The organism is Paracoccus limosus (genome assembly GCF_009711185.1).
Classification (GTDB): domain Bacteria; phylum Pseudomonadota; class Alphaproteobacteria; order Rhodobacterales; family Rhodobacteraceae; genus Paracoccus; species Paracoccus limosus.
In genome coordinates this window covers 167,490-193,239 of the sequence record NZ_WMIF01000001.1, presented here as the reverse complement: position 1 = coordinate 193,239, position 25,750 = coordinate 167,490, and the positions used below count along the sequence as shown (strand labels likewise).

The following is a 25,750-nucleotide window of genomic DNA, read 5'->3' as shown; positions in this document are numbered from 1 at the left end:
CAACCTCACAATGTCTTCAGATAGGACAGCAGGGATTCGCGATCACCGGGGGACAGCTCGGTGCCCCAGAGATGGCCGCCATTGCCGTTCCCCGGTTGCCGCGTGTCATAAAGCCAGCCCGGGCCGCCCGGATCGGCGCGAAAGCCGCCATTGGCCGGGTCGATCAGGTCATTGCCCCGGGTAAAGGTCACCGGGCGCTGCTGCGGCGGCAGCAAAAGCGCGCGCAGGCTGGGGACCGAACCATTGTGCAGATAGGGCCCGCGCAGCCACAGCCCGGTCAGGTTGACCGCGACATAGCCCTGAGTCTTGCGAAAGGACCGAAAGCCCCAATTGTAATCGGGCTCATAGGCGGCATAGCGGTCGCGGGCCTCGACGCTCCACATGTCCAGACGGTGCCGGTCGGTTCCAAGTTCGATCACCGGGATCGGCTGGCGGAACCGCGCGCCGGCGGGGTCATGGCAATCGGCGCAGAGCCGGCGATAAAGCGCGTGACCCGCCTGCACCGCCTCGGCCTCGACCCGGTAGGGGTCGCCCGGCGGCAGGTCGCTGCGAAAGGGCGAGGCGGGTGGCACCTGCACGCGGATGAAATCCTCCATCCGGGCTAGGTTCTTGCGGCTGCGCGGATAGCTGAGCTGCGTCATGCCATCGCCGATCGCGCCCGCCACCACGGTCTCGTGCAGGTCGGTCATCAGCCCGTCCCAATGCATCGAGCGGATCACCGAATCCGTCGTCGCAACCGGCCCCAGCGCCCAAAGCGGCATCATGTCGGAATTGCCGATGGTGTCGTCGTCGGGCAGGCCCAGATTGGAGAATTTGACCGGGTTGAACGGGTCGATGCGCCCCGGCCCCCAATCCGGCCGCGTCTCGGTCCAGGCAAAGCGCAGGGCCTGCTGGCGCAGGGCCTGCCGCGTCGCCGGGATCAGCACATAGCGATAAAGCCCGCGCTGCCACAGCGGCAGGGCGACGACGCCCTCGATCTCGTCCATCAGCCGGTCGGGGGTAAAGCGCGGGTCTTGCCCGGCGGCGATCAGAAAGCGCAGATAGGCCTGCACATCGACCCGCGTGCCGGCACCGGCGCTGACCAGCTGCGCCGGCATCTGCGGCGACAGCCGATAGCTGCCCTGATGGCAAAAGGCGCAGTTCGGCGCCACGCGCGGCACCACGCCCAGCGTCATCCGCGAAAAACCGATCGGCAATTCGTCGCCGCGCTGCCATTGCAGGCCAAAGGCCGCATAGCCGTCGCCGCCATTGGGCAGAAGGTCGGGAAACACCTGCGGCAGCACGCGCCAGATCCAATAGGGGATGCCCTGCGTTTCCTCGTTCCCGATCGAGCCGTGGTTGAACACCGCCGCCATGTCGTTGCTACCCGGCTGGCTGACCGGCCGGAACAGCAGCAACCAGCCGCCAAGCCCGCCCACGACCACAAGCACCAGAATGACCTGCAGGATCCGCGCCCAACGCATCACGAATCTCCCTCGGCGATCTGTTGTTCCAGCGACACGATGCGGATCAGGCAGCACAGCGAGGCGATGCCGATGCCGCCATCCAGCGCCACCCCCAGAAGAAAGGCGGCGGGCTGCTGGGCCAGAAACACCATGACCGAAAAGAACAGCACGCCAAAGCTGCGCGACGGCAGCACCGACAGCCAGGCAAAGATGCGGTAGCGGTCGATGTCAAAGGTCGCGGGGATGTAAAAGATCGACAGGATCCCCAGCAGCACCCCCGAAAAGCGCGGCCACAGCAGCGGCTCGGCGGTCAGGCCGAACAGCGACAGAAACCACGCCGGGGCAAAGACCAGCGGCAGCACAAAGCCCATGTTCAGCACGATTCCCAGCCAGACGATCAGGGAATGGCGGCTTTTCCAGCGGCTGAGGGAATCCATGCGTTTCATAGCTTTTTCATATATTCGACGATGTCGTCTTTCTGATCGGCGGTCAGCTGCGTGCCGTAGTCATGGCCGCTGTTGGCATTGCCGGGCCGGGTGGTGTCGAACAGGAACAGCCGGCCCGGCGCCGCCGAATCCGCCCGATAGCCGACGCGCGCGGTGTCAAGCTCGTCCGAGCCGCGATACCATTGCACCGGGCGGGCAGCGGCGGGCTCCAGCAGGTCGCGCAGCGTCGGAACCGAGCCATTGTGCAGATAGGGCGCGCGGGCCCAGATCCCGTCGAGGGGATGGCCGGCATAGCCCTCGGTCTTGTGAAAGCGGTGAAAGCGCCAGGGGTAGCCCGCATAAAGCAGGTTCTGCGCGGCGGCGAATTCGCGGGTATAGGACCGCCAGCGCCCCGGATCGGTGCCGATCCGGTCCAGCGCCACCACCTGCCCCAGACAGGGATAGCGGCCACGGTCGTAATCATAGGCCCGCGCCGGTGCATAGGCAAAGATACCCTCGCCATAGGTGCCGGGCTGCTGATAGCCGCCCAGCCCGGCCGCAGGCACCACCGGGCCCGCAGGCTGGGGCGCGGCGCAATCGCGCGTTGGCGGGGTTGCGATATTGCTGGCGACATGGGCTGCGGCGTAAAGGCGGGCCGCACCGCTGCCGGGCCCGCGCTGCGGCTCCAGAGGCGGCGAGGCCGCCATGCGGCCATGGCAGGCGGCGCAGTAACGGGTGTAAAGCATCTCGCCCCGCGCGGCCTTTACCTCATCCACCGGGCCGGGATAGCGGGGCGCGGGCAGGTGCCACATCCATTCCTCGATCCGGCCGATGGCCGCGCGGTCCACCGTTACGGGTGTCACCCCGGCGCCCAGCGCAGCAGAAAGATTGCGCTCGGCCACGGAATCGTTGTTGCCGTCCCAATGCAGGTTCATCCCCTCGCGCGGGCTTTGCTGCCAGATCGCGGGATAGTCCGAGGCGCCGTTCAGCACATCGGCCCCGACATGCGCCTCATCCATGGGAAAATTGAACTCGATCGCCTTGTAGGGGTTGAACGTGTCCACGCGGCCCGGGCCCCAAGGCTCTTGCCGGTCGATAAAGGCAAGGCGGTCGCCGACCCATTGCAACTTCGTCTTGACGGCAGGAAAGACGAGATGGCGATAGATCAGCCGCTCGGGCCATGACAATTGGCCGCCGGCTTTCGAGATCCCGGTCATCAGGCTGTCGGCCGTGAACCCGGGATCACGACCAGCCTCGACAAGGAACGAGATCAGCTCTTGCAGGCGCAGGTTGTTCGAGGGCGCCCCGGCGATCAGATGCTGCTGGCCGTCGGCCATCCGGTAGCTGCCGACATGGCAGAGCGAGCAGTTGAACCAGACCCGCTCGACCCCGGTGACGACGCGGCGCGAAAAGCCCAGCGGCAGGTCGTCGCCCGGCAGGGTGATCAGGCCGAAATGCTCCCACCCCTCGCCGCCCAGCTTCTGGCTGTAGATTTCGGGCAGCGCCTTGAAGACCCAATAGGGCAGTCCGTTTTCGGTCTCGGCCCCGATCGAGCCATGCAGGAAGTGGTCCTGTTCGGTCTTTTGGGCGACGACATATTGGTTCACCCCCACCAGCCACCAGACCAGCCCGCCCAGCAGCGCCAGAACGACCAACCAGACCAGCCGGCGCCGGTTGCGCACCGCCCGCTCGACCGGGGTCAGCGGCTCGTCATCGCGTCTCATGGCTGCGCCTCCTGCCGTGGCGGGGTTGGGGTGGGCGGAAAGGCCGGCGGGTCAAAGACCGACATGACATCGGCGATCATCGCCTGATACCTGTCCTCGAAGCTGTCGCCGGGAAAGCGGCTGACCTCATAGCAGCCCAGCGGGTTTTCCAGATCGTTGATCAGGCATTTGTTGCAATAGGTGCATTCGCGCCGCCGTTCGGGGCCATTGGCCTGACGCAGGATCTGTGGCAGATCATTGTTGGCGATCAGCGGCCGCGCGATGGAAACCGCGTCGCAATCCCCTTCGCGGATGGCGCCGGCAATGACATCGGCATGCTGGAAGCCGCCGGTGCAGATCACCGCGACGCTGGGATCGACCGCATGCACAGCCGCGCGGATGGCACGGGCGTAAGGCAGGTTGATGCCCTCGATCACCCGGCCGCGCCGCCAGCGCCAGAAGGCCCGGAATGCCTGCGCCGTCACCCTGTTGGAAAAGATCGCGTGGTTGAAGCCCGCCCGCGTGCCCTGACTGATCATGCCGTCATACCAGCGCGCCAGATCGCGCATCGGCAGATCGCCCGGCGGGTTGCGCGGATGCGGAAAGGTCGAGCCGGACGAGACGTGAAAGGCATCGACGCCCTTGCCGTCATCCATCAGCAATCGGCAGATGCGCAGCGTTTCGTCCAGCGTATTGCCCGGCTTTTGCCAGGGGTAGAGCCAGGCGTTGTGATCTTCGCCGTTGATCTTCATCTGCAGGTGGAAATCCTGCCCGACCTCGGCGCGGATGGCGCGCACGATCTCGAGCACGAAGCGGGCCCGCGCCTCCCAGTTGCCGCCATATTCGTCCTTGCGGTCGTTGATGCCCGAGGACAGGAACTGCGTGATCAGATAGCCATTCGCGCCATGCAGCTCGACCCCGTCCAGCCCCGCCTCGCGCGCGCGGCGCGCGCCTTGGGCGAACAGGCGCACGATCTCGGCGATCTCGGGGCGCGACATGGCCCGGCACAGGATGCCGTGGAAATAATCCCGCTTGTCGGTCGAGCTTTGCGCCCGCAGATGCAGGTTCTCGACCCCGCCCAGATCCTGCTGCCGGCCGGAATGGGACAGCTGCATGATCAGCTTGCAATCATGGCCATGCACCCGCTGCCCGACCGCGCGCCAGAACGGGATCTTGTCGTCATGGTCGATCATCGCATAGCGCGTCAGGATGCGCCCGCGCACCGTGACCGGCGTGAACGAGGTCAGGATCGCCCCCACCCCACCGCGGGCAAACTTTTCTTCCCAATTCAGCCGCGCATGACCGCCGTGCCCATTATAGTCATCAAAAGTACCGGAAATGTTCGAGCGCAGCAGGCGGTTTTTAATTTCCAGATTTCTGAAAGTCAGCGGTCGGAAAATGACATTGGCATTCTCTTCATGCGGAAAGGCACGGTCCGGATTCATAGCGGCATCCTCGGAAAAAACCAGGAAAAACCGACCATTTCTGGTGCGAAACAAAAACACGTCTATTTCAAGAAAAGCTATCACCAAATCGCGACTGGATCAATTAGTCTGCGAAAGGCCCATAAAATTTTCTACCTAAGGTTTATCTCTGCAATTGCTGGCTGCGGCGGTCGCAGATGCCCGGCGCCCGCGCCGGGATGGGCGCCGAAACCGGCGCGCAGCAGGGCCGATCAGGCGCATGATTCGCGCGCGTCCCGCCCCTCATGCAGCGGTGCCGCCCGGCCAAAAGCAGACTGGGCAAGGCCGTCAAACGGCGCTTGCCCGGACAAAGGTCAGGTGGACAGGCGGGGCCGCAGCGCCCGCCGGCCCGGGTCAGGTCGGATCGTCGCGATGCACGTCGTGGACGGTCATGCCGATCGATTCCGGCGGCTTGACCAGCCATTTGCGGTGCCGCAGCGTCTTGCGCGTGTCCTGATAGCCACTTTCCCAATGCTCGCGCATCGAGGTGCCCGAGAACTCATAGTCCTTGGCATCGCTTTCATAGATCTTTTGCTGATAGATCAGGTGGACGATGTTGATCTGCGGCACGTCCTCCTCCATCGAGGTCAGGAAGGCGCGGTCCTCATCGGTCAGCCGCTCGGCCGGCACCTTTTGCAGCGCCTTGTGCAGCCAGAGCCGCAGGTTGTGCAGCCGGCGGAAGGTGTCGGTGTTGTTGCGGGTCCGGCTGGAATACATGATGTCCTTGTGCCGGGCCATCACGTCGCCCATGTCGCGGGGCAGGATGCCGCGCGCGCTGAACAGGTCGACCTGAAACACCAGCGTGTCGTGCATTTCTTCCTGTTCCAGCAGGTATTGCAGCGGCGTGTTCGACACGATGCCGCCGTCCCAGTAATACTCGTTCTCGATATGGACGGCCGGGAAGGCCGGCGGCAGCGCCCCCGAGGCCATGATATGCTGCGGCCCGATCCGTTCAATCTGGCTGTCGAAATAGCGGAAGTTGCCGGTGCGCACGTTCACCGCCCCCACCGACAACCGCCGCTGGGGATCGTTCAGCACGTCCCAGTTCACCAGCCGGTTCAGCGTCCCTTCCAACATCGAGGTATCGTAAAAACTGGTGGCGCCGCTGGCGCCGGGCAGGCGCAGCCAAGGGTTGACCGGGCGCGGCTGAAAGAAGCCGGACAGGCCGTGCATCATCGTCATCGACGAGCTGGTGTGGTTGCGCAGCCGGCGCATCCAGTCGCCCTCGGGGTTCCAGTGCCAGACCTTGCGTTTCGACACCGTTTCCCAGAAATCGCGCAGCCGGTCCAGCCGGTCGCCGCGATGGTTGCCGGCAATGATGGCGGCATTGATCGCGCCGATCGACACGCCCGACAGCCAGACCGGGTCGATCCCGGCCTCGTCCAGCGCCTGAAACACGCCGGCCTGATAGGCACCCAGCGCCCCCCCGCCCTGCAGCACCAGAGCAACCGAGGCGTAATCGGCCAGAAGGTCACGGATCTCGGGCGGCTCGCCGATGGCATCAGAGCGCTGCTCGTCGGGCACCAGCGGCGCGGCCACGGTCCTGCGCGCCGGCTTGCGTTGGGTGGCAGGCGTTGCTGTCGCGTCCATGGGCTCAGTCCCTTTTCAGATAGTCGTGGGCGACCTCGCCCATGTCGAGCGTCAGATCGGCGATGAAATGCAGCGCCGAGACCACCTCCAGCACCGGCAGGCGCGCCACATCGGCAATGACATGGCGAAAGAGCTGCAGATCGGCCGGCCCGGTCCAGGCACCCTTCACGTTGATGTCGGTCAGGTGATAGCGGACCAGTTCGCAGATGCGCGGCGTGCCATCGACATGCGGGATGACCTTCAGCAGGTAGTTCGGCTCGGCCAACGCCTCGGTCAGCGGGCCCAGCGGCACCGCGCGATGCTTGAAGCCCATGGTCGCCGTCACACAAAGCACCGAACCATAGTGCAGCGTGCCCAGGATCACCTCGCCCTCATGCGACAGTTTCGGCGTGGCGAGCTTTTTCGGAAAGCCCCAGATCTCGCGGCCACCGGCGATGGGGGCATCGTCGTCCAGATACATGGAATGGACATAGGTGCCGGGCTTGCCGTCCAAGAGAACCGGGATCACCTGCCCGGTCTCGGTGTAATCGCCAAAGCCGGTGGAATCCGGCATGCGGATGAATTCGTATTTCACCAGCGGCTCGGCGATCTCCAGCGGCTCGGGCACCACGGCGCGCAGGGCCTCGGGGTCTGTGCGATAGGTGATGATGACATATTCACGGTCGATAAAACGGTAAGGCCCCGGCGGATAGGCGGGATTGGTCAGCGGCATCGCATAGGCGCGGGCGACATCTTCGGCTTTCATGGCTTCAGCTCCGGGTTCAATGCGCGGTCCAGCCGCCGTCGATGGGCAGGATCGCCCCGGTGACCGAGGCCGCCGCGTCCGAGGCCAGAAACAGCGCCAGCGCCGCCACCTGATCGACGGTGACGAATTGCTTGGTCGGCTGGGCCTCCAGCAGCACGTCGTGGATGACCTGCTCTTTGGTCAGGCCGCGCGCGGCCATGGTGTCGGGGATCTGCTTTTCGACCAGCGGCGTCCAGACATAGCCCGGGCAGATCGCATTGGCGGTGACGCCATGGGTGGCCGCCTCCAGCGCGACGGTCTTGGTCAGGCCGGCGACGCCGTGCTTGGCCGCGACATAGGCCGATTTGAAGGGCGAGGCGACCAGCGCATGCGCCGAGGCCACGTTGATGATCCGCCCCCAGCCGCGCGCCTTCATCACCGGCAGCGCCGCCTTGATCGAATGGAACACCGCCATCAGGTTGATGCGCATGATCGCCTCGAACTTGTCGTCGGGGAACTCCTCGATCGGCGAGACGAACTGGATGCCGGCGTTGTTGACCAGAATGTCGGCGCTGCTCAGTTCGTCCACGGCCAGCCCGACCATGCCGGCGATCTCGTCGGCGGACAGCATATTGGCGGGGGAATACAGGCAGCGCACGCCGAATTCGGCCTCGATCCCGGCGCGCTCGGCCTCGATCCCGGCGGCGTCGCCCAGACCGTTGATGACGACATGCGCGCCCGAGGCGGCCAGACCGCGGGCGATGCCAAGGCCGATGCCGCTGGTCGAGCCGGTCACGATCGCGACCTTGCCGACGAGGCCGGCGTTGCTGGTGAGGTCCGTCATTGCTTGCTTCTCCGCAATAGGTTGCGCCGCAGGGGCGCCTTGGGGTGGGCCCGCGCCTTGCGGCGCAGGTCCGGCCTGTTTCCCGTCCCGACCGGATGCCGCATGGCGCGGCGGGCTTGTCCTTGCCCTTTCCGCGCGGGCTCTTGGCGCCCTGCCCAGATGCCTGCTGACCGGGAGAAACAGTCACGGCCCTTCGGTAGCGGCGGCGATTGACAGGCGCGTGACGATCCCGCGCCAGATTTGTGGCGACGCGAGGGGGATTGGGCGACGGCGCCCCGACCGCCCCATCCCGCTGACTTGGAACATCCCCGCTGAGCCGGGGTTGGCAGGCAGGAGGATCGGAAATGACACCTGAAAAGCCGACGCAAAAGGACTATCCGGCCACGGCTCCCAAGCGGGAAAACGGTCAGGGCCGGCATGAGGGCATGCCCCATCGGCCCGAAGAATTCCTGCGGGGCCAGCCCGAGCAAAACCCGCCAGAGCAGGGCAAAAGCTGGCCCTCGCGCCCCGGCGGCGCCAAGCCTGACACCGCCATGTGCGAAAACCGCGACCGCCCCGGCTTCGTGGACAAGGACGAGGATTGCTGACCCCCAGCAGCCACGGGCCCTGCCCCGGCGCGCCGTGTCATCGGCGGGGCCGCGCCACCTGCCCCCGACCTTGCCGGATTACCTTGCAAATCCCCCCAGCCCATGGCTTTTTAGGACCATGCCTTGTCGTTGCGCCACGGTAAGGCTCTGGCCATGCTGGCCCGATCGGCGGGAATTGTGGACACGACTTTGGCGCGCGGCCAGAACGACCTGGCGCATCTGATCGCGGCACTGGACTGGCCGACCTGCCCCTTGGGCCCCAAGGGCGAATGGCCCGACTGCCTGCGCGCAGCCGTGGATCTGATCCTGCCGACCCATGCCCAGATCGTCATCTTTGCCGGCCCGGATTATGTCGCGCTTTACAATGACGCGCATGCTGCCACCATCGGCAACAAGCACCCCCGCGCCCTTGGCCGCCCCGCGCGCGAAGGCTGGGCCGAGCTCTGGTCCGAACTCGAACAGATGCTGCGTCGGGTCAGCACGACCGGCGAAACCGTCTCGGCGCTGGATCGACCGTTCCATATCGACCGCCGTGGCTTTCTGGAGGAGGTGCGTTTCGATTTCTCTTTCTCGCCCATCCGCGACGCGCGGGGCCGGATCCATGCGGTGCTATGCATCGTCGCCGAGACCACCGAACGGCTGAAGGCGCTAGAGGCCGAGCGCCGCCTTGCCGCCATCGTCTCGTCCTCGGGCGATGCGATCCTTGGCATGGACATGCAACAGCGGATCACGGCGTGGAATCGGGGCGCCGAGGCGCTTTACGGCTATGCCGCCGCCGAGGTGCTGGGCCGGCCCGTGACCCTGATCCTGCCCGAGGACCGCCCCGATGAAGAGGACCGGATCATGGCCCAGATCATATCCGGGGTCCGCGTCGACACGCATGAAACCCAGCGCCGGCACAAGGACGGCAGCCTGATCGACGTGTCGCTGACCGTGTCGCCGATCCATGACCACGCCGGCCGGATTATCGGCGCCTCGAAGATCGCCCGCGACATCAGCGGCCGCAAGAAATCCGAACGCCTGCGGCAGCTTCTGATGGGAGAGCTGAAACACCGCGTCAAGAACGTGCTGGCCACCGTGCAGGCCATCGCCAACCAAAGCTTCGGCGCCGCCGAGCCAGAGAAATCGCGCGCCTTTTCGGACCGGCTGCGGGCCCTTGGCCGGGCGCATGACCTGCTGACCCAGCGGAACTGGGAAAGCGCCAGTCTGGTCTCGATCGTGGATGGCGTGGTCAGCGCCTTTGGCGCCGAACGTTTCCGCGTCACCGGCCCGGACATGCCGCTGCCGCCGCGCGCTGTCGTCACGCTGTCGATGGCGATGCACGAGCTGGCCACCAATGCCGCCAAATATGGCGCGCTGTCGCAACCGACAGGGCTGGTTTCCATCGATTGGGGCTGCTGCCCCGAAAAGGACGAGTTCCAGCTGACATGGCGTGAAAGCGGCGGCCCGACGGTCAAGGAGCCGGTCAGGACCGGTTTTGGCTCGATGCTGATCCAGGACGCGCTGGCCGCCGAGCTGAACGGCGAGGTCGAGCTGGAATTCGCCCCCGAAGGCGTGACCTGCCGCATCCGCGCACCCCTGAGCGCCACCTGGGAGTGACGCGTCGGGGCAGCGGGGTGACTGCGATACCGCGAGACGAGCCACTTCTGATGATCGGCAATGCCTTTGTCAGTGGCGCACACGTGTATAAAGAGCGTTCCCTACGAGCTCGGATTGCTCAAGATACGATTGCTTGTCTCGAATGCGTGCAACTCTCTTGCGCCACAAAAACCCTTATGCGGCCTTCTTCCGACGACGTGTGGCCGAGAACACAAGCACACCGGCCGCGATGCCAGCCAGTGCCCATTTGAATGGCAGCGCATCTGCCGTCTCGCTTCGGATCGGCAGCACCGCTACCGTTCCCGGCGCGCTTTCATAACCGGACTTGCCCTGCGCCTTGGCCGCTGCAATCTGCTCGGGCGAGACGACCCATTCAGCGCCACGCGACTTGTCATATGCCATGAAGCCGAAGCCAACAGCTAAGGCGACGACGAGGGGCAGCAAGATCTGTTTCATTGAAATGCCTTTGGTTTTGGTTGGGGCGTCTCTCTAGGCTGGGGTGACGACCTTGGCAACCGGCGGGGTCGGGCAACAGGTATCCCATCAAGGCAGGCGGGTTGCCCGGCAGCCGGACGGTCCGCGCTGCGCTCTCGTCACATGTCTGATGCGGACATTGACGAGGTGGTCCGCCGCTTTGCCAATACCGCCGCGCTGGCCGAGCAGGCCGGGTTCGACGGCGTACAGGTCCATGCCGCGCATGGCTATCTGCTGAGCCAGTTCCTCTCGCCCCTGACCAACCGGCGTGAGGACCGCTGGGGCGGGCTGCTGGAAAACCGCGCACGGCTGCTGGTCGAGATCATCCGCGCCCGCGTTGCGCCGGGCTTTGGCGTCGGCGTCGTGGGACCGCACTCGCAGCCCCCTCGGCCTGGCGCTGGGGCTGACGCCAGTTCAAGCCGCGATCCTGCGCGCTGTCATGGCCGGTCGCGGCCAGCCGATCCCGACAGACGCGATTTTGCGGGCGATCTATCGCGACGACGACAGTCCGCCTGACCCCGCGCCGATGTATGCGACCTTCAAGGAAAAGCTGTCTCTGATGCGCGGCAAGCTCGCCCGCGTCGGGCTGGTGGTCGAGAATGTGGCGCGCTTCGGCGGCTATCGTCTGGTTCGGCTGGACGCGGCGGCGGATCGCGCGGTGTGATCATTCCGCTTTCATCCGCACTATTGCGCTGCAAGGTGGGGGACAGCGAGCCGGACTGGCAACTTACCCCCCAGCACAAGCAATTGATTTAACAGGGAAATTTCAGATTGCTTGGTGGAGCCGAGGGGAATCGAACCCCTGGCCTCATCATTGCGAACGATGCGCTCTACCAACTGAGCTACGGCCCCACTGGCGCGCTATCTGGACCGGGGCGTGGGGATTGTCAAGGCACCGAAAAGCGGCGGCGTGCAAATTCTGTCGCGCACTCAGCCGGCGATGCGGGCTTCGACAAAACGCAGCAGATCGGCGGCCGGGCGGGCACCGGATTCGCGGCCCAGCTCACGCCCGGCACGGAACAGGGCAAAGGCAGGAATGCCCCGGATACCAAAGACCTGGCTGGCCTGCGGATGCGCCTGCGTGTCGATCTTGGCCAGACGCACCCGCCCCGCCAGCTGCGCCGCCGCCTTTTCGAATTCGGGTGCCATCGCGCGGCAGGGAGCACACCAGGGCGCCCAGAAATCCACCAGCAGCGGCAGCTCATCGGCGCGGGTGGCCTTGCGCAGCGTGGCGAAATCGACGGCAAAGGGCTTGGGCTGGAGCAGCCTTGCGCCGCAGGTACCGCATTTGGGCGCCTCTGCCAGACGCGAGGCCGGGATGCGGTTCAGCTGGCCGCAGGCCAGACAGGTCAGTTTCAGCGATGTTTCAGCCATGGCGATCTCCTTGCCTTCAAGGATGTGATCGCCATGGCGTTTTTCAATCCCTGCCGCGTCACTTCGCCGGCGGCAGGGCAAAGGCGACCAGCTGATCGCCGACCTGCGGCTTGATAATCGAATTGCCGCCGGCGGCGAACAGCACATATTCCCGGCCCTTGTAATCGAAGACCGCCGGGATCGAGACGGCGGGCGCGTCGACCTGCGCCTTCCACAGCACCTTGCCAGTCTTGGCATCCAGCGCCCGCACCCGCGCATCCATCGACGCGCCAATAAAGATCAGCCCCGTCTTGGTCAGCACCGGCCCGCCGATGGTCGGCGACCCCCAACTCTCGGGCATGTAAAAGCCCCATTGCTGGACTTGGCCAAAGGGCTCGTCCCACAGCGTCTTGCCGGTCTTGAGGTCGATGGCCGCCATGGTGCCATAGGGCGGCGCCCAGCAGGGCATGCCCAGCGGATTGAGGAAATTGGTCAGCCGGAAGCCATAGGGCGAGCCATGCATCGGGAACAAGCCGCCCTCGGCCTCGGACCCGCCCGAAGACAGCTTGTCATATTCGGCGCGCGCGATCAGCTGATAGATCTGCACGACATGGGACGAGTTGACGTAATAGATCCCGGTTTCGGGATCGACGGTGCCGCCGCCCCATTGCATGCCGCCCGCCGTCGCCGGAAAGGCCAGCGAGCCCTGCAGCGAGGGCGGCGTATAGCGGCCCTCGTTGCGCAGCTCGGCCGCCTTGCGCGAACACCAGCCGAACGAGGCGATGTCGGCCAGCTTGAAGACGCCGCTCCAGTGATCGGCGATCATCGGCTTCGGCAGGGTGGGATAGGGCTGGGTCGGCGCCGCCTCTTCGCCGGCCACGTCGCTGGCCGGGACCGGGCGTTCCTCGATCGGAAAGATCGGCTCGCCGGTCAGGCGGTTCAGCACGAACATCATCCCCATCTTGCTGGTCTGAACCAGCGCCGGCACCGTGCCACCGTCCTTGGGGATGTCGACCAGCGTCGGCGCGGCGTTGATGTCATAATCCCAGATGTCGTGATGCACCAATTGCCGCGACCAGACCACCGCGCCGGTATCGCCGTTCAGCGCCGTGACCGAGGTGGCATAGGGCATCGGCGCCGTCCGGTCGCCGCCGTAGAAATCCGGGCTGGGCGAGGACACCGGCAGATAGACCAGCCCGTTCTGTTCATCGACCGACATGGCGGTCCAGATATTGGCGGTGCCGGTCTTGCCGGGATAATCCGGGTCGATCGAATAGAATTTCCATTTCAGCGCGCCGGTGCGGGCATCGACGGCATGGACCGAGCCCAGTGGGTTCTTGCTATCCACCCAATCCTTGCCGGCCCAGCCCAGCAGCAGCGTGTCCTTGTAGACGGTCGGCGGCTGCAATTGCGACAGCGGAAAGTTGGCGTCGGGCTTGTTCCACTGGTTCACGTCAAGGATGCCGCCTTGGCCGAAATCCTTGCAAAGCTGGCCGCTGTCGGCATCCAGCGCATGGATCTGGCCGGACATGGTGCCGATATAGACCCGCTTGGAACAGGGGCCGGTCGATCCGTCGCTGGCGGCCCAATAGGTCACGCCGCGGTTCTTCAGCTCGGGCTGGGTCAGCGCCTTCAGCTCGGTCTTGGGATCATAGGTCCATTTCACCTTGCCGGTGTCCGGCTCGACTGCAATGACGCGATAGAAGGGCGTGCCGATATAAACCGTGTCATTGGCGACGATGGGCGTGGCCGACCAGACGGTGCCGGGAATATCCCCTTTGCCGTCCGAGACGTCGCCGGTATGCAGTTCCCAGACCTTTTCCAGTTTGCCGACATTCTCGGGCGTGATCTGCTCCGAGCGCGAGAATTTCTGCCCCATCTCGTCGCCGTGAAAGGATCGCCACTCGGCCTGCTGCGCCAGCGCCGGCATGGCCGAGCCAAGGATCAGGACAGTTGCCAGAATACGCATGTCTTACCTCGTGACCAGAATGAACAGCAGCCAGCACAGCAGCATGGCCAGAACGGCGATCAGCACCAGATGGCTTTCCAGAAACCATGCCGCAAGCGCCGTCAGCACGCCCCCGATCAGCACCAGCAGGGTAAAAGTGGTGCGCAGCGCACCGGGGGACAGCACCTTCAGCATGAAGGCCCCGAATAGCAGCGCGACGCAGCCGAACAGCGACAGCGCCGCGCCCGTGGTCCATGACACGCCCGAGCCGTGCCACAGGAATTCCACCAATGCAGCGACGACGGCCAGTGCCGCCGGCACGGCCATGATCTGCGCCACCAGCCGCTCGCGCAGCAGGTTCGGGGGCAAGGTCGGATAGGTTGTTGTTGTAGCCATGGTCCGTTCACCTGTTTGAATGGCCCCCGCTCCTGCCAAAGGCATGGGGACGAGTTGGGCGCGCACACGAACGCGTGAAACAATGAGTGGGTTTCTGCGCCGACATGCATCATGCCGACAGAATTGCCCGCCCCGTCGACTTTAAGAAAGGCCGGGACGTCATTGCCCCGACCCGATTTTCATTCTGCCGGCCTATTCGGCGGCTTGTGCGTAATCCTCGACCGGCGGGCAGGTGCAGATCAGGTTGCGGTCGCCGAACACATTGTCCACCCGCCCGACCGGAGGCCAGTATTTGTCCACCCGGAACGCGCCCGGCGGGAAACAGCCCTGTTCGCGCGAATATTCGCGGTCCCAATCGGCCACCAGATCCTCGACCGTATGCGGGGCGTGGCGCAGGGGGCTGGCCTCGGCACTGATCCGTCCCTCGGACACGTCGGTGATCTCGTCACGGATGGCCAGAAAGGCGGTGATCAGCCGGTCGATCTCGGCCTTGGTTTCCGATTCCGTCGGCTCGACCATCAGCGTGCCTGCGACCGGCCAGCTCATGGTCGGCGCATGGAAGCCGTTGTCGATCAGCCGCTTGGCGATATCATCGACGGTCACGCCATGCGCGGCAAAGGGGCGCATATCCAGGATGCATTCATGCGCCACGCGGCCGCGATTGCCCATGAACAACACCGGATAGGCGGCGGCCAGACGGCTGGCAATGTAATTCGCATTTAGGATCGCCACCCGCGTCGCCTGCGTCAGCCCGGCCCCGCCCATCATCAGGATATAGGCCCAGGAGATCAGCAGAATCGAGGCCGAGCCCCATGGCGCCGCCGAGACCGCACCTTCTTCGCCGCTGCGCGGGTCGGCAGGCAGATAGGGCGCCAGATGCGCCCTGACCCCGATCGGCCCCATGCCGGGACCACCGCCGCCATGTGGAATGGCAAAGGTCTTGTGCAGGTTCAGGTGGCTGACATCGCCGCCGATCTCGCCCGGTTTCACCAGCCCGACCAGCGCGTTCATGTTCGCGCCGTCGATATAGACCTGACCGCCATGGCTGTGAGTGATGTCACAGACCTCGCGCACGGTATCCTCAAAGACGCCATGCGTGCTGGGATAGGTGATCATCACCGCCGCCAGCCGCTCGCCCGCCTTCTCCGCTTGGGCCGCGAAATCCTCAAGATCGATGTCGCCATTTGGCGCCGACTTGACCACCACGACCTTCATCCCCGCCATCTGGGCGCTGGCCGGGTTGGTGCCATGCGCACTGACCGGGATCAGGCAGATGTCGCGCTCTTCGCCCCGCGCCTTGTGATAGGCCGCGATGGTCAGAAGCCCCGCATATTCCCCCTGCGCGCCGCTATTGGGCTGTAACGAAAACGCGTCATACCCGGTGATCTGGCACAGTTTGTTGGTCAGATCGGCAAAGACCTCATGATAGCCCGCCGCCTGATCCTCGGGCGCGAAGGGATGCAGCGCGCCGAATTCGGGCCAGGTGATCGGCATCATCTCGGCGGCTGCGTTCAGCTTCATCGTGCAACTGCCCAAGGGGATCATCGCCCGGTCCAGCGCCAGATCCCGGTCCGAGAGGCGGCGCATATAGCGCATCATCTCGGATTCGGCGCGGTTCATGTGAAAGACCGGATGCGTCAGGTAATCGCTGTCGCGCAGCAGCGCCTCGGGGATGGCCGGCGCCACCGCCGCCACCGCCGGAGCCGAGATGCCAAAGGCATCCAGCACCCGCGCGATCACGCCCGCATCGGTGGTCTCATCGACGCTGATGCCGACCCGGTCGCGGCCCACCTGGCGCAGGTTGATGCCGCGCTGGCGGGCGGCGGCCAGAATGCCCGCCTGCCCGACACCAACGCGCACGGTCATGGTGTCGAAAAACGCCTGCGGCTCGACCTCGGCCCCCGCCGCACGCAGCGCCTCGGCCAAGGTCACCGCATTCAGATGCACCCGCTGCGCAATGGCCCGCAGGCCCACCGGCCCATGGAACACGGCATAAAAGCCCGCCATCACCGCCAGCAGCGCCTGCGCGGTGCAGACATTGCTGGTCGCCTTCTCGCGCCGGATATGCTGCTCGCGGGTCTGCAGGGACAGCCGGTAAGCCTTGTTGCCCTTGGCGTCGATCGAGACACCGACGATCCGCCCCGGCATCGCCCGCTTCATCTCGTCGCGGCAGGCCATGAACGCGGCATGCGGCCCGCCATAGCCCATGGGCACGCCGAACCGCTGGGCGCTGCCCACGGCGATATCGGCGCCCATCGCGCCCGGCTCCTTCAGCACGCAGAGCGCCAGCAGATCGGTCGCCACCACGGCCACCGCACCGGCCTGATGCAGCGCCGCGATCTGGTCGCTGTAGTCGCAGATGCCGCCATGACTGCCCGGATATTGAAAGATCGCGCCAAAGACCCGCGCCGGATCCAGATCGCCGCGCAGGATCTCGATGCCCAAGGGCGCGGCCCGCGTCTCGATCACTGCCACGGTCTGCGGATGCAACTCGTCGCTGACGAAAAACGCCCTCGCCTTGGACTTGGCCACCCGCTGCGCCATGGCCATGGCCTCGGCAGCGGCGGTCGCCTCATCCAGCAGACTGGCATTGGCCACCGGCAGGCCGGTCAGATCCGCCACCATGGTCTGGAAATTCAACAAGGCCTCCAGCCGGCCTTGCGCGATCTCGGGCTGATAGGGCGTATAGGCCGTGTACCATGCCGGGTTCTCCAGAATGTTGCGCTGGATCGCCGGCGGCGTGACCGTGCCGTAATAGCCCTGCCCGATCAGGCTGGTCATCACCCTGTTTCTCCCGGCCACCTCGCGCATCCGCGCCAGCAGCGCCGCCTCCGACAGCGCCGGCCAGTCCAGCGCCTCGGCCTGACGGATGCGCGCGGGCACGGTCTGCCCGATCAGCGCCTCCAGGCTCTCGGCGCCCACGACTTCCAGCATCTGCGCCATCTCGGCCGGAGACGGGCCGATATGGCGGCGGTTCGCAAAATCGTCGGGGTTATAGCTCGTCGGCATCCAGCCAGCCATGATTGCCTTCCCATCGAAACCGGGCGCGCGGCTTCTTTCGTGTCCAAATATCCTCGGGGGGTCCGGGGGCGAAGCGCCCCCGGTAACCGCCGGACCCGCAGGGCCCGGCAGCGATCAGCCGATCAGCGCCTTGTAGGCCGCCTCATCCATGAAGCCCGACAGATCAACTGCCGCCGGCCTGATGCGAAAGAACCATGCCCCGGCCGGGTCATCGTTCACCGCGCCGGGGCTGTCGGGCAGCGCCTCGTTCACCGCCGTGATCACCCCCGCCACCGGCACCACGATATCCGAGGCGGCCTTCACCGATTCGATCACCACGATCTCTTCGCCGGCCTCGACCTCACGGCCGACCTCCGGCAATTCGATAAAGACGACATCGCCCAATTGCTCGCTGGCATGGGCGGTGATGCCGACGACGATCTCGTCGCCCTCTTGTTTCAACCATTCATGGTCTTCGGTATATTTCAGCATCTCTGGCCTCTCAGCGCCTGTAGCCGGGTTGGTGGAAAGGAAGCGGACTCACGCGGGCCGGCAGGCGCTTGCCGCGCAGCTCGGCCCAGACCGTATCGCCGGGCGCCTGATGCGCCGGCAGGATCGCCATGGCGACGGGCGCGCCGACCGAGGGGCCAAAGCCGCCCGAACAGACGGTGCCGATCTGCACGCCGCCCTCGGGCGCATCGAATATCGCCACGCCCTCGCGGATCGGGGCGCGGCCCTCGGGACGCAGCCCCTGCCGGACCCGCGCCGGACCGGCGACCAGCTCGGCCAGCACGGTTTCCGCGCCCGGAAACCCGCCGGCGCGTGCGCCGCCCAGACGCCGGACCTTGGGGATCGACCAGCCCAGACCCGCCGCCCCCGGCGTGGTCGCCGCATCCATGTCATGACCGTAAAGCGGCATCCCGGCCTCAAGCCGCAGGCTGTCGCGCGCGCCCAGCCCGATGGGCGCCACCTCGGGCTGATCCAGCAGCGCGCGGGCCAGCGCCTCGGCCTGCGCCTTTGGCACCGAAATCTCGAAACCGTCCTCGCCGGTATAGCCCGAGCGGCTGACCCACAGCGTCACGCCCGCCCAGTCAAACTCGGCCACATCCATGAATTTCATCGCCACGACACCCGGCACCAGCCGTGCCAGCACCGCCTCGGCCTCGGGGCCCTGTAGCGCCAGCAGCGCGCGGTCGGTGACCACCTCGACCTCGATCCCGCGCGCCTGCAAGCCGCGCAGATGCGCAATATCGGCCTCAGCGCAGGCGGCGTTGACCACCAGATACAGGTGATCGCCCTTGTTGGCGAACATCAGATCGTCCAGCACACCGCCCTCGGGCGTGGTGAACAGCCCGTAACGCTGCCGCCCCTCGGCCAGACCGGCGACATCGGCCGGCACCAGCGCCTCCAGCGCCTGCGCCACCTCCGGCCCGCGCAGGATCACCTGCCCCATGTGGCTCACGTCGAACAGCCCGGCATGGGCGCGGGTGTGCAGATGCTCGTTCAGCACGCCCATCGGATATTGCACCGGCATCTCCCAGCCGGCAAAGGCCACCATCCGTGCCCCCAAGGACATGTGCAGCGAAAATAGCGGCGTGCGCCTTAGATCGGCCATGGGCATCCCCTGTTTCGGGACGGACCTGCTCCGTCCCCCTTCAGATGCCCCCTCTGTCCCTGCCCCTGCGGGGGCGCCTGAGATCGTTATCCCTTCGGCGGGCGAAAATTTCCGCCACTCTCCAGATATTTGCGGAAAACGGTCCCTTTGCCTGAGAGATTCCCGGGGCGGTTGCTCCTTCGGCCCTGGCGCATGGCCAGCGTCTCCCGATTTCCACCTTAAGTCGTAGCGGCGCCGCGGAAACCTGACAAGAGGCTTCCACGGTTTTGTCGCATGGGTTCCATGAACCTACATGGTGCTGTTCGACGCCCCGCCGTCCAGCAGGATGTTCTGGCCAATGATGAACCGCGCATGCTGGCTGCACAGAAAGGCGCAGGTGGCACCGAAATCCTCGGGCAGGCCGTAGCTGTGTGTCGGGATCGTCGCCTCGCGCTTGCGGCGGGCGGCGGTGATCTCGATGCCCTCGGCCTGCGCCACGCCCTTGTCCAGCGCATAGGCGCGGTCTGTCGCATGGATCCCGGGCAGCAGGTTGTTGACCACGACGCCCGAACCCGCCACCTGCCGCGACATGCCGGCGACGAACCCGGTCAGCCCGGCGCGGGCGGTGTTCGACAGACCCAGAATCGAGACCGGCGACTTGACCGATTGCGAGGTGATGTTGACCACCCGGCCCCAGCCGCGCTCCATCATGCCCGGCACCAGAGCCTGCATCAGCGCGATCGCGGACAGCATGTTGGAATCGATGGCGCGGATGAAATCGTCGCGGTTCCAGTCGGTCCAGTTGCCGGGCGGCGGGCCGCCGGCATTGGTGACCAGAATGTCGGCCTGCCCCTCCAGCGCCTCCAGCACGGCGGCACGGCCGGAGCTGGTGGTGATGTCAGCGGCGATCGGGGTGACGTTCACGCCATAGCGGCCCGACAGCTGGCGGGCAGTATCCTCCAGCACCTCGCTGCCGCGGGCATTGATGACCAGATCGACACCCGCCTCGGCCAGCGCCTCGGCACAGCCCCGGCCCAACCCTTTCGAGGCGGCGCAAACCAGCCCCTTCTTGCCTCTGATGCCCAGATCCATCGGCTTCTCCTGTTCAGACTGACCACAGGGAAGCGCGCGGGCGGGGGATTGTCCAGTTCAGAAGCAGAGGATCTCGGCCTCGGCCTCGGCGCGGCGGTAATTGGCGACCATGTCATTGCTGCCCATGTTGCGAAACACCGCCGAACGTTCGCCGCCCATCTGGCGCATGGCCAGCACCGTCTCGGCCTTGACGTAATCGTCATAGGGCAGGACGGTGGCGATCTGGTCGATGGCGCAGGAACATTTGTCCAGCATGTCGCGGGTCTGGCCATTGGTGGCCATGCAGACAAAGACGTAATCGGCGCGGGCATTGGTCGGATAGTCGTTCACCGCCTGCGCCTGGGCCGAGCCGGCCCAAAGCAGCAGCGCCAGCAGGCCCAGCCCCTTCATTTCAACACCATTTCGCTGTGATAGGCTGGGCGGCCACCGGCCAGAGGCCCGGTTTCGGCCACCATCGCCCGGATCGGCTGGCGGGCATCGGACAGGGCAAAGCGCAGCTCCAGCGTGTCGAACCCATACATGCGCTCGGCGTTCTTGTCGCCCTTGAACGGGGTGAACACGGCCAGCTTGCCGCCATTTTCGGCGCGGACCTCGCCGCCCCGGAACAGCGCATCCTTGAGCCGGTTGCGGATATAGAACGGGCTGCCACCGGTCAGCGCCGCCATATCACGCGAGACCGTCTCCAGAAAGAAGGTCAGCGCCGGATCGCCGCCCTCGGTCGGGAACGGGCCGATCTTGCGCTTGATGCGGGGGGTGTCCTCGGCCAGTTGCAGCACCGGCTTGCCGTCCGTGGGATCGGTAATGGCCGACAGGGTGACGCGGCCCTCGCCCAGCGGCTTGAAGCCCTCGACCTCGGGGCCGGACTGGCGCAGCGACCAGACCAGCGGCTGCGGCAGCGACCATGGCGCGCGTTCGGCAAAGACCAGATCGCCCGCCTCGCCGGCCCGACCCGGCGCCGGCAGCGCGCTCAGCCCCAGCAGGGCCAGGACAAGCAGATGCTTCATGAAATTCTCCCCCTCATTGGCCAATGATTGTCCCTGTCCGGGTCAGGACAAAAGCCCCGCCCCCCGCGCCTGCGGCTTTGGTATTAGGCCAGCATCCGGTGCAGCACCGCCTGCAATTCCTCGGGCCGCACCGGCTTTTCCAGCACCGGCACGCCCATTTCCAGACTGGCGCGCCCCAGTTCGGGGTCGCGCCGGGCCGAGACGATGATCGCCGGCACCGGCTGGCCCGCCCGTGCGCGCAGATCGCGGATCGCCTGCAACCCGGTGTCGCCATTGTCCAGATTGTAATCGGCGATCAGCACGTCGGGCGCATCGTCGCCCATCTGGGCCAGCGCCTCGGCGATGCCGCCGGCGATGCGCGGCACCATGCCCAGCCGATCCTTCAGGATCAGCTCATAGGCGCGGCGCATCGCATCATCGTTTTCCACCACCAGCGCCACACGCCCGCGCAGATATTCGACCGAGGGCACGACCGGCGCCGGGCAGGCCGCGCCCTCGTGCCCGACCAGCGGCAGGCTGACGCGGAACACCGTGCCCCGCCCCGGTTCGCTGTCCATGGCGATCGGATGGCCCAGCTTGGCGCAGGCGCGACGCACGATCGACAGGCCCAGCCCCATGCCGGGCGCACCGCCGTCGCGGCCAATGCGCTGGAATTCGTCAAAGATCCGCGCCCGGTCGGTGGCGGCGATGCCGATGCCGGTGTCGATGATCTCCAGCCAGGCCCGACCGCCGCGCTTGCGCACGCCGACCAGCACGCCGCCGCTGTCGGTATATTTGATCGCGTTCGAGACGAGGTTCTGCGCGATGCGGCGCAGAAAGGTCGGATCGCTTTCGACCCGTGCCGAGGTCGGCGCGAAACTCAGCCGCAGCCCCTTGGCCTCGGCCATCGGCGCATATTCGATGGCGAGGCGGCGAAACAGCTCGCCCAGATCGACCGGCTTGCGCTGAAACTCGATGCGCTGGCTGTCGAGGCGCGAGATATCCAGCACCGCATGCATCAGTTCCTCGACCGATTCAAAGGCACCCGACAGCCGGTTCGCCAGCTCGCCCTGCAATTCATCCAGCTGCGTGTCCTTGAGCGCGGACAGAAACAGCTTGGCCGCCGACAGCGGTTGCAGCAGGTCGTGGCTGGCGGCGCGCAGAAAGCGGGTCTTGGAGCGGTTGGCCTCTTCGGCCAGGGCGCGGGCCACGGCCAGTTCGCGGTTGCGTTCGCTCAGATCGGCCAGCGCCTGTTCCAGCTCGCGCGAGCGGACCTGAACCTCGTGTTCCAGCGCCACGGCGGCCTGAAACATCGACCAGGCCGAGCCGCGCGATTCCTCCAGCCGGTCGATGCGGGCGACCAGCACATCCGAAATCCGCGTCAGCTTTTCGACCCGCCGCTCGGGGCTGTCGTCATCGCGCAGGAACATGTCAGCCGGCCTCGGGCGGCATCAAGGCCATGCCCACGAAGGTCTGGTTCACATGCATGCCGCTGTGCTGTTCGCCATAGGTGTTGAAGCCGGCGACGCGATAGCGCGACAGCAGTTCGGACATCTGCCCGGCCATCCCGGCGCGTTCCAGCGCCAGCCGCCGCAGGATGCAGTCAAAGCCCAGCACGATCATCGGCGGGCGCGGCAGCGCGTCCAGCGCATCGGCAAAGCCGCGCGTCATGTCCACCGCCCGGCCGACGGTCAGGATATGCCCGGCCTCGATCCCCGACAGCAATTGCAGCCCGCCATCGGGCGTCACCGCGCGGATGGCGCGGACATGGTGGCGCCGGCCGGTGCGCAGCAACAACGGGTGGCGGGCGAATTCGGCGGTGGTCAGCGCCCCCGGCGGCAGCCCGGCCAGCCGGGCATATTCCTGCGCCGCAGGTTCGGCGTTCAGTTCCCAGATGATGCGGCTTTGCGGATCGGCGGCGGTAACGACGGCGCGCCGCTCGGTCGGGCGGAAATGCGCGAACGAGACCTCGGCCACGGCCAGATCGGTCTCGATCAGCAGGAACATCGCCGCACCGGGATGGGCCACGCCATCGACAACCTGCGAGGTCGGCAGAAAGCCGATGCCCTCGGCGGTCGAGCCGCCGACCACCGGCAGGCCGGGAATGGCCGCATCCAGCGTTGCGACCAGCACGTCCTCGTGCTGGGCCAGCGCATCGGCCAGCAGGATGCCAAAGATCGAGCGCCGCAGATCGGGCCGGAAATCGGCATGAAACCGGCGCAACCGCGCCATCCATTCCGACACCGGCACCTGCGCCTGATCGCGCAGCAGGCAGACGCCGACGCGAAAGCTTTCGGCCGGCAGGCCCAGCGCCACGACGCTGTCCTTGACATAGCCGGTCGGGCCGATCTCGCCGGCCGATGAGCAGCTGACGACATGGCAATGCCCGCCCAGGGCCTCGCGCAGCGCCCGCCCCGGCGCCAGCGCGCCGCCCTCGGGGTTGCCAAACAGCAACACCGCCGCCGGACGGGCGGGGCCCATCACCTCGGCGATGCGCTGCACCAGATCAGGCGCCGCAGCCGGCACGGTCAGCATCACCGGCCCCGGCGGCACGGCAAAAACACGAGGCGCCACGACGGGCGGCGCCTCGCCGGGCCATGGCTCGGACTTGGCCGTGGTCATGCCGGCTCGAACAGCCTCACGCTATTGGCCAGAAGCACCGCCTGCGTGCGACGGCGGGCGTTGATCTTGGACATGATCGCGGTGATGTGGGTCTTGACCGTGGCTTCGGCGATCGACAGCTCGTAGCTGATCTCCTTGTTGGCCTTGCCCTGACAGATCAGCCGCAGGATCTTCATCTGCTGCGGCGTCAGGCTGGCAAAGCGCCGCGCCAGATCGGCACGGGCGGCATCCTCTTCGCCGGCGCATTCGGGCTGGTAGCTGTCGGGTGTGACCTGCTCGCCCTCCCACATGCGGCGCAGGCTGTCGACCAGCGCCTCGCGGCCCAGCGACTTGCTGATATAGCCCTGTGCCCCGGCGGCCATCGCCGCCGAGATCATGGCGTTTTCCAGATCGGCCGAAATCATGGTGATCGGCACATCCGGGATCTGGCGGCGCAGCGTCACCAGCCCTTCGGCACCGCGCGCATCGGGCAGGTTCAGGTCAAGGATCACCGCATCCGGCGCACCCTGTGCCCTGATCTGTTCCTGCGCGGCCGCCAGGCTGCGGGCGGTGCGCACATTCTTCAGCCCGAAGCTGATCTTCAGCGTCAGGGCCAATGCGTCACACATCAGCGGATGGTCGTCGACGATCAGGATCTCGCGCACGCGGTCCGCCGAAAGGCGATGAGCCGGCGCACGGTCCTGCATCTCAGTACTGGCTAGGGCCATCGTTCTCCTCCCAAAGAAACGGATGGTTCGCCGGAAAGCGTCCGATCCGGCGTGGCATGCGTCCATCTTAGGCGGATGCGACCACGGCGCAAGCCTCATGGCGCGATGCAGCGGATCGTCCTAAGACCTCGGAGGGATTGGCCCGCACGTGGGGCAATGGCATAATCCCCCGAAGGAAAGGGAAAATACCATGGAATTGCACCGGCGAATCGTCCTTGCGGGCGGGGCGCTTTTCCTGTCCGGTCTGGGCCTGCCCCGGAGAGCACGGGCCGCCGACCTGCCGGCGCTGCGCATCGGCACGCTGGAAAACGGCACGGTGAACTGGGAAATTCAGACCATTCGCGGCAAGGGGCTGGATCAGGCGCGCGGCTTTTCGCTGCAACCGCTGATCCTGGCCGGAACGCCGGCGACTCAGGTCGCGATGCAGGGCGGCGAGGTCGATACCATCGTCTCGGACTGGCTATGGGTCGCCCAGCAGCGCGCGCGGGGCGAGGATTTCACCTTTCTGCCCTATTCCACCGCCGTGGGCGGGCTGATCGTGCCCAAGGACAGCCCGGTGCGCAGCATCGGCGATCTCAAGGGCAAGAAGATCGGCATTGCCGGCGGTCCGATCGACAAAAGCTGGCTGATCCTGCGCGCCTGGTCGCGTCAGGTGCTAGGCGCGGATCTGGCCGACCTGACCGAGCAGGTCTTTGGCGCGCCCCCGCTGATCATGAATGCTGCCGAGACCGGACAGGTCGATGCCGCGATCAACCTGTGGCACCTGCAGGCGCTGATGCAGGCGCGGGGCATGCGCGAGATCGCCTCGGTGGCGCAGGCGGCGCAAGAGCTGGGGCTGGACGCGCGGACGCCGCTTTTGGGCTATGTGCTGCGCGACCGCTGGATCGCGGCCAATCCGACGCTGGCGCGGGGGCTGGCCCAGGCATCGCGCGCCGCCAAGACCACGCTGGTGCAGGACGACGCGGCATGGCAGCCGCTGCGCCGCTACATGGACGCGGCCAATGACGCCGAATTTCAGGCGCTGCGCGCGGGCTGGCGCGCGGGCGTGCCGGCCGATGCCCCGGTGAATGCCGACAATGCGCAAAAGCTGTTCGCCACCATGGCGGCACTTGGCGGTGACGCGCTGACCGGCGGGCTGACCACGCTGCCCAAGGGCCTGTTCTGGTGGCCGGAGCAGGCCGGTTGAGACAGGCGCCGTCAC

25 protein-coding genes, 1 tRNA gene and 1 riboswitch are annotated in these 25,750 nt (G+C 66.3%); of the genes, 5 read left to right on the top strand and 21 right to left on the bottom strand.

Going from position 1 to position 25,750, the window contains the following annotated elements:
• Positions 1-5: 5 nt before the first annotated feature.
• From GL279_RS01065 to GL279_RS01030, 7 genes are all read right to left on the bottom strand, one after another.
• Positions 6-1,463 (bottom strand): c-type cytochrome, encoded by a 1,458-nt coding sequence (locus tag GL279_RS01065; RefSeq protein ID WP_155062742.1) that lies wholly within the window; start codon positions 1,461-1,463, stop codon positions 6-8.
• Positions 1,463-1,891 carry a hypothetical protein gene (locus GL279_RS01060; RefSeq protein ID WP_155062741.1) on the bottom strand — a complete coding sequence of 143 codons (429 nt, stop codon included), beginning with the start codon at positions 1,889-1,891 and terminating at the stop codon, positions 1,463-1,465. Before GL279_RS01060 ends, GL279_RS01065 begins: the two co-directional genes overlap by 1 nt.
• A complete protein-coding gene (locus tag GL279_RS19225) occupies positions 1,888-3,594 on the bottom strand; it encodes a c-type cytochrome (RefSeq protein WP_211371233.1) in 1,707 nt (568 codons plus the stop codon). The genes GL279_RS01060 and GL279_RS19225 overlap by 4 nt, the downstream gene beginning before the upstream one ends.
• Complete coding sequence (locus tag GL279_RS01045; RefSeq protein ID WP_155062740.1) at positions 3,591-5,018, bottom strand: NADH:flavin oxidoreductase; 1,428 nt, start codon at positions 5,016-5,018, stop codon at positions 3,591-3,593. The genes GL279_RS19225 and GL279_RS01045 overlap by 4 nt, the downstream gene beginning before the upstream one ends.
• Before the next feature lie 372 nt (positions 5,019-5,390).
• The gene (locus GL279_RS01040; protein WP_155062739.1) at positions 5,391-6,626 is read right to left on the bottom strand and encodes a patatin-like phospholipase family protein; all 1,236 of its coding nucleotides are present in this window, start codon (positions 6,624-6,626) and stop codon (positions 5,391-5,393) included.
• Positions 6,627-6,630: 4 nt separating this feature from the next.
• Positions 6,631-7,371: an acetoacetate decarboxylase gene (locus GL279_RS01035; RefSeq protein ID WP_155062738.1), complete on the bottom strand. Its 741-nt coding sequence runs from the start codon at positions 7,369-7,371 to the stop codon at positions 6,631-6,633.
• 16 nt (positions 7,372-7,387) lie between these two features.
• Entirely contained in the window at positions 7,388-8,194 is an 807-nt protein-coding gene (locus tag GL279_RS01030; RefSeq protein WP_155062737.1) for a 3-hydroxybutyrate dehydrogenase, read from the bottom strand.
• Between the two features lie 344 nt (positions 8,195-8,538).
• Between GL279_RS01030 and GL279_RS01025 the strand changes: the two genes are divergently transcribed.
• Together GL279_RS01025 and GL279_RS01020 are read left to right on the top strand one after the other, a co-directional pair.
• Positions 8,539-8,781, top strand: a complete 243-nt coding sequence (locus GL279_RS01025) for a hypothetical protein (protein ID WP_155062736.1) — start codon at positions 8,539-8,541, stop codon at positions 8,779-8,781.
• A gap of 153 nt (positions 8,782-8,934) precedes the next feature.
• A complete protein-coding gene (locus GL279_RS01020) occupies positions 8,935-10,380 on the top strand; it encodes a PAS domain S-box protein (RefSeq protein WP_155062735.1) in 1,446 nt (481 codons plus the stop codon).
• Between the two features lie 174 nt (positions 10,381-10,554).
• Here GL279_RS01020 and GL279_RS01015 read toward each other — a convergent pair whose 3' ends face one another.
• Positions 10,555-10,836 carry a hypothetical protein gene (locus GL279_RS01015; RefSeq protein ID WP_155062734.1) on the bottom strand — a complete coding sequence of 94 codons (282 nt, stop codon included), beginning with the start codon at positions 10,834-10,836 and terminating at the stop codon, positions 10,555-10,557.
• Positions 10,837-10,977: 141 nt separating this feature from the next.
• On the opposite strand from GL279_RS01015, the gene GL279_RS19690 reads away from it, so the two are divergent.
• Positions 10,978-11,370, top strand: a complete 393-nt coding sequence (locus GL279_RS19690; protein WP_425495597.1) for an oxidoreductase — start codon at positions 10,978-10,980, stop codon at positions 11,368-11,370.
• A 10-nt stretch (positions 11,371-11,380) separates the two neighbouring features.
• Complete coding sequence (locus tag GL279_RS01005) at positions 11,381-11,518, top strand: hypothetical protein (protein ID WP_170293891.1); 138 nt, start codon at positions 11,381-11,383, stop codon at positions 11,516-11,518.
• A 112-nt stretch (positions 11,519-11,630) separates the two neighbouring features.
• Here GL279_RS01005 and GL279_RS01000 read toward each other — a convergent pair.
• The 13 genes from GL279_RS01000 to GL279_RS00940 form a co-directional block, all read right to left on the bottom strand.
• Positions 11,631-11,706: transfer RNA gene (locus GL279_RS01000), tRNA-Ala, on the bottom strand.
• A 78-nt stretch (positions 11,707-11,784) separates the two neighbouring features.
• On the bottom strand, positions 11,785-12,228 hold the full coding sequence (locus GL279_RS00995; protein ID WP_155062732.1) for a thioredoxin family protein: 444 nt from the start codon (positions 12,226-12,228) through the stop codon (positions 11,785-11,787).
• Between the two features lie 58 nt (positions 12,229-12,286).
• A complete protein-coding gene (locus tag GL279_RS00990; RefSeq protein ID WP_155062731.1) occupies positions 12,287-14,176 on the bottom strand; it encodes a pyrroloquinoline quinone-dependent dehydrogenase in 1,890 nt (629 codons plus the stop codon).
• A gap of 3 nt (positions 14,177-14,179) precedes the next feature.
• Positions 14,180-14,551: a hypothetical protein gene (locus GL279_RS00985; RefSeq protein WP_155062730.1), complete on the bottom strand. Its 372-nt coding sequence runs from the start codon at positions 14,549-14,551 to the stop codon at positions 14,180-14,182.
• A 192-nt stretch (positions 14,552-14,743) separates the two neighbouring features.
• The gene (gene gcvP, locus GL279_RS00980; protein ID WP_155062729.1) at positions 14,744-17,572 is read right to left on the bottom strand and encodes an aminomethyl-transferring glycine dehydrogenase; all 2,829 of its coding nucleotides are present in this window, start codon (positions 17,570-17,572) and stop codon (positions 14,744-14,746) included.
• A gap of 114 nt (positions 17,573-17,686) precedes the next feature.
• Positions 17,687-18,043 carry a glycine cleavage system protein GcvH gene (gene gcvH / locus GL279_RS00975; protein WP_155062728.1) on the bottom strand — a complete coding sequence of 119 codons (357 nt, stop codon included), beginning with the start codon at positions 18,041-18,043 and terminating at the stop codon, positions 17,687-17,689.
• Between the two features lie 10 nt (positions 18,044-18,053).
• Positions 18,054-19,166 (bottom strand): glycine cleavage system aminomethyltransferase GcvT, encoded by a 1,113-nt coding sequence (gene gcvT / locus GL279_RS00970; protein WP_155062727.1) that lies wholly within the window; start codon positions 19,164-19,166, stop codon positions 18,054-18,056.
• A gap of 129 nt (positions 19,167-19,295) precedes the next feature.
• Positions 19,296-19,385: riboswitch (glycine riboswitch) on the bottom strand.
• A gap of 69 nt (positions 19,386-19,454) precedes the next feature.
• Positions 19,455-20,237: an SDR family oxidoreductase gene (locus GL279_RS00965; protein WP_155062726.1), complete on the bottom strand. Its 783-nt coding sequence runs from the start codon at positions 20,235-20,237 to the stop codon at positions 19,455-19,457.
• A 57-nt stretch (positions 20,238-20,294) separates the two neighbouring features.
• Entirely contained in the window at positions 20,295-20,627 is a 333-nt protein-coding gene (locus GL279_RS00960; RefSeq protein ID WP_155062725.1) for a hypothetical protein, read from the bottom strand.
• Positions 20,624-21,241, bottom strand: a complete 618-nt coding sequence (locus GL279_RS00955; protein WP_155062724.1) for a hypothetical protein — start codon at positions 21,239-21,241, stop codon at positions 20,624-20,626. Before GL279_RS00955 ends, GL279_RS00960 begins: the two co-directional genes overlap by 4 nt.
• An 83-nt stretch (positions 21,242-21,324) precedes the next feature.
• Positions 21,325-22,650 (bottom strand): ATP-binding response regulator, encoded by a 1,326-nt coding sequence (locus tag GL279_RS00950; RefSeq protein ID WP_155062723.1) that lies wholly within the window; start codon positions 22,648-22,650, stop codon positions 21,325-21,327.
• A gap of 1 nt (position 22,651) precedes the next feature.
• A complete protein-coding gene (locus GL279_RS00945) occupies positions 22,652-23,842 on the bottom strand; it encodes an FIST N-terminal domain-containing protein (protein ID WP_155062722.1) in 1,191 nt (396 codons plus the stop codon).
• On the bottom strand, positions 23,839-24,549 hold the full coding sequence (locus GL279_RS00940) for a response regulator transcription factor (RefSeq protein WP_155062721.1): 711 nt from the start codon (positions 24,547-24,549) through the stop codon (positions 23,839-23,841). Before GL279_RS00940 ends, GL279_RS00945 begins: the two co-directional genes overlap by 4 nt.
• Before the next feature lie 190 nt (positions 24,550-24,739).
• On the opposite strand from GL279_RS00940, the gene GL279_RS00935 reads away from it, so the two are divergent.
• Positions 24,740-25,735 carry an ABC transporter substrate-binding protein gene (locus tag GL279_RS00935; protein ID WP_155062720.1) on the top strand — a complete coding sequence of 332 codons (996 nt, stop codon included), beginning with the start codon at positions 24,740-24,742 and terminating at the stop codon, positions 25,733-25,735.
• The last annotated feature ends 15 nt before the right edge of the window (positions 25,736-25,750 follow it).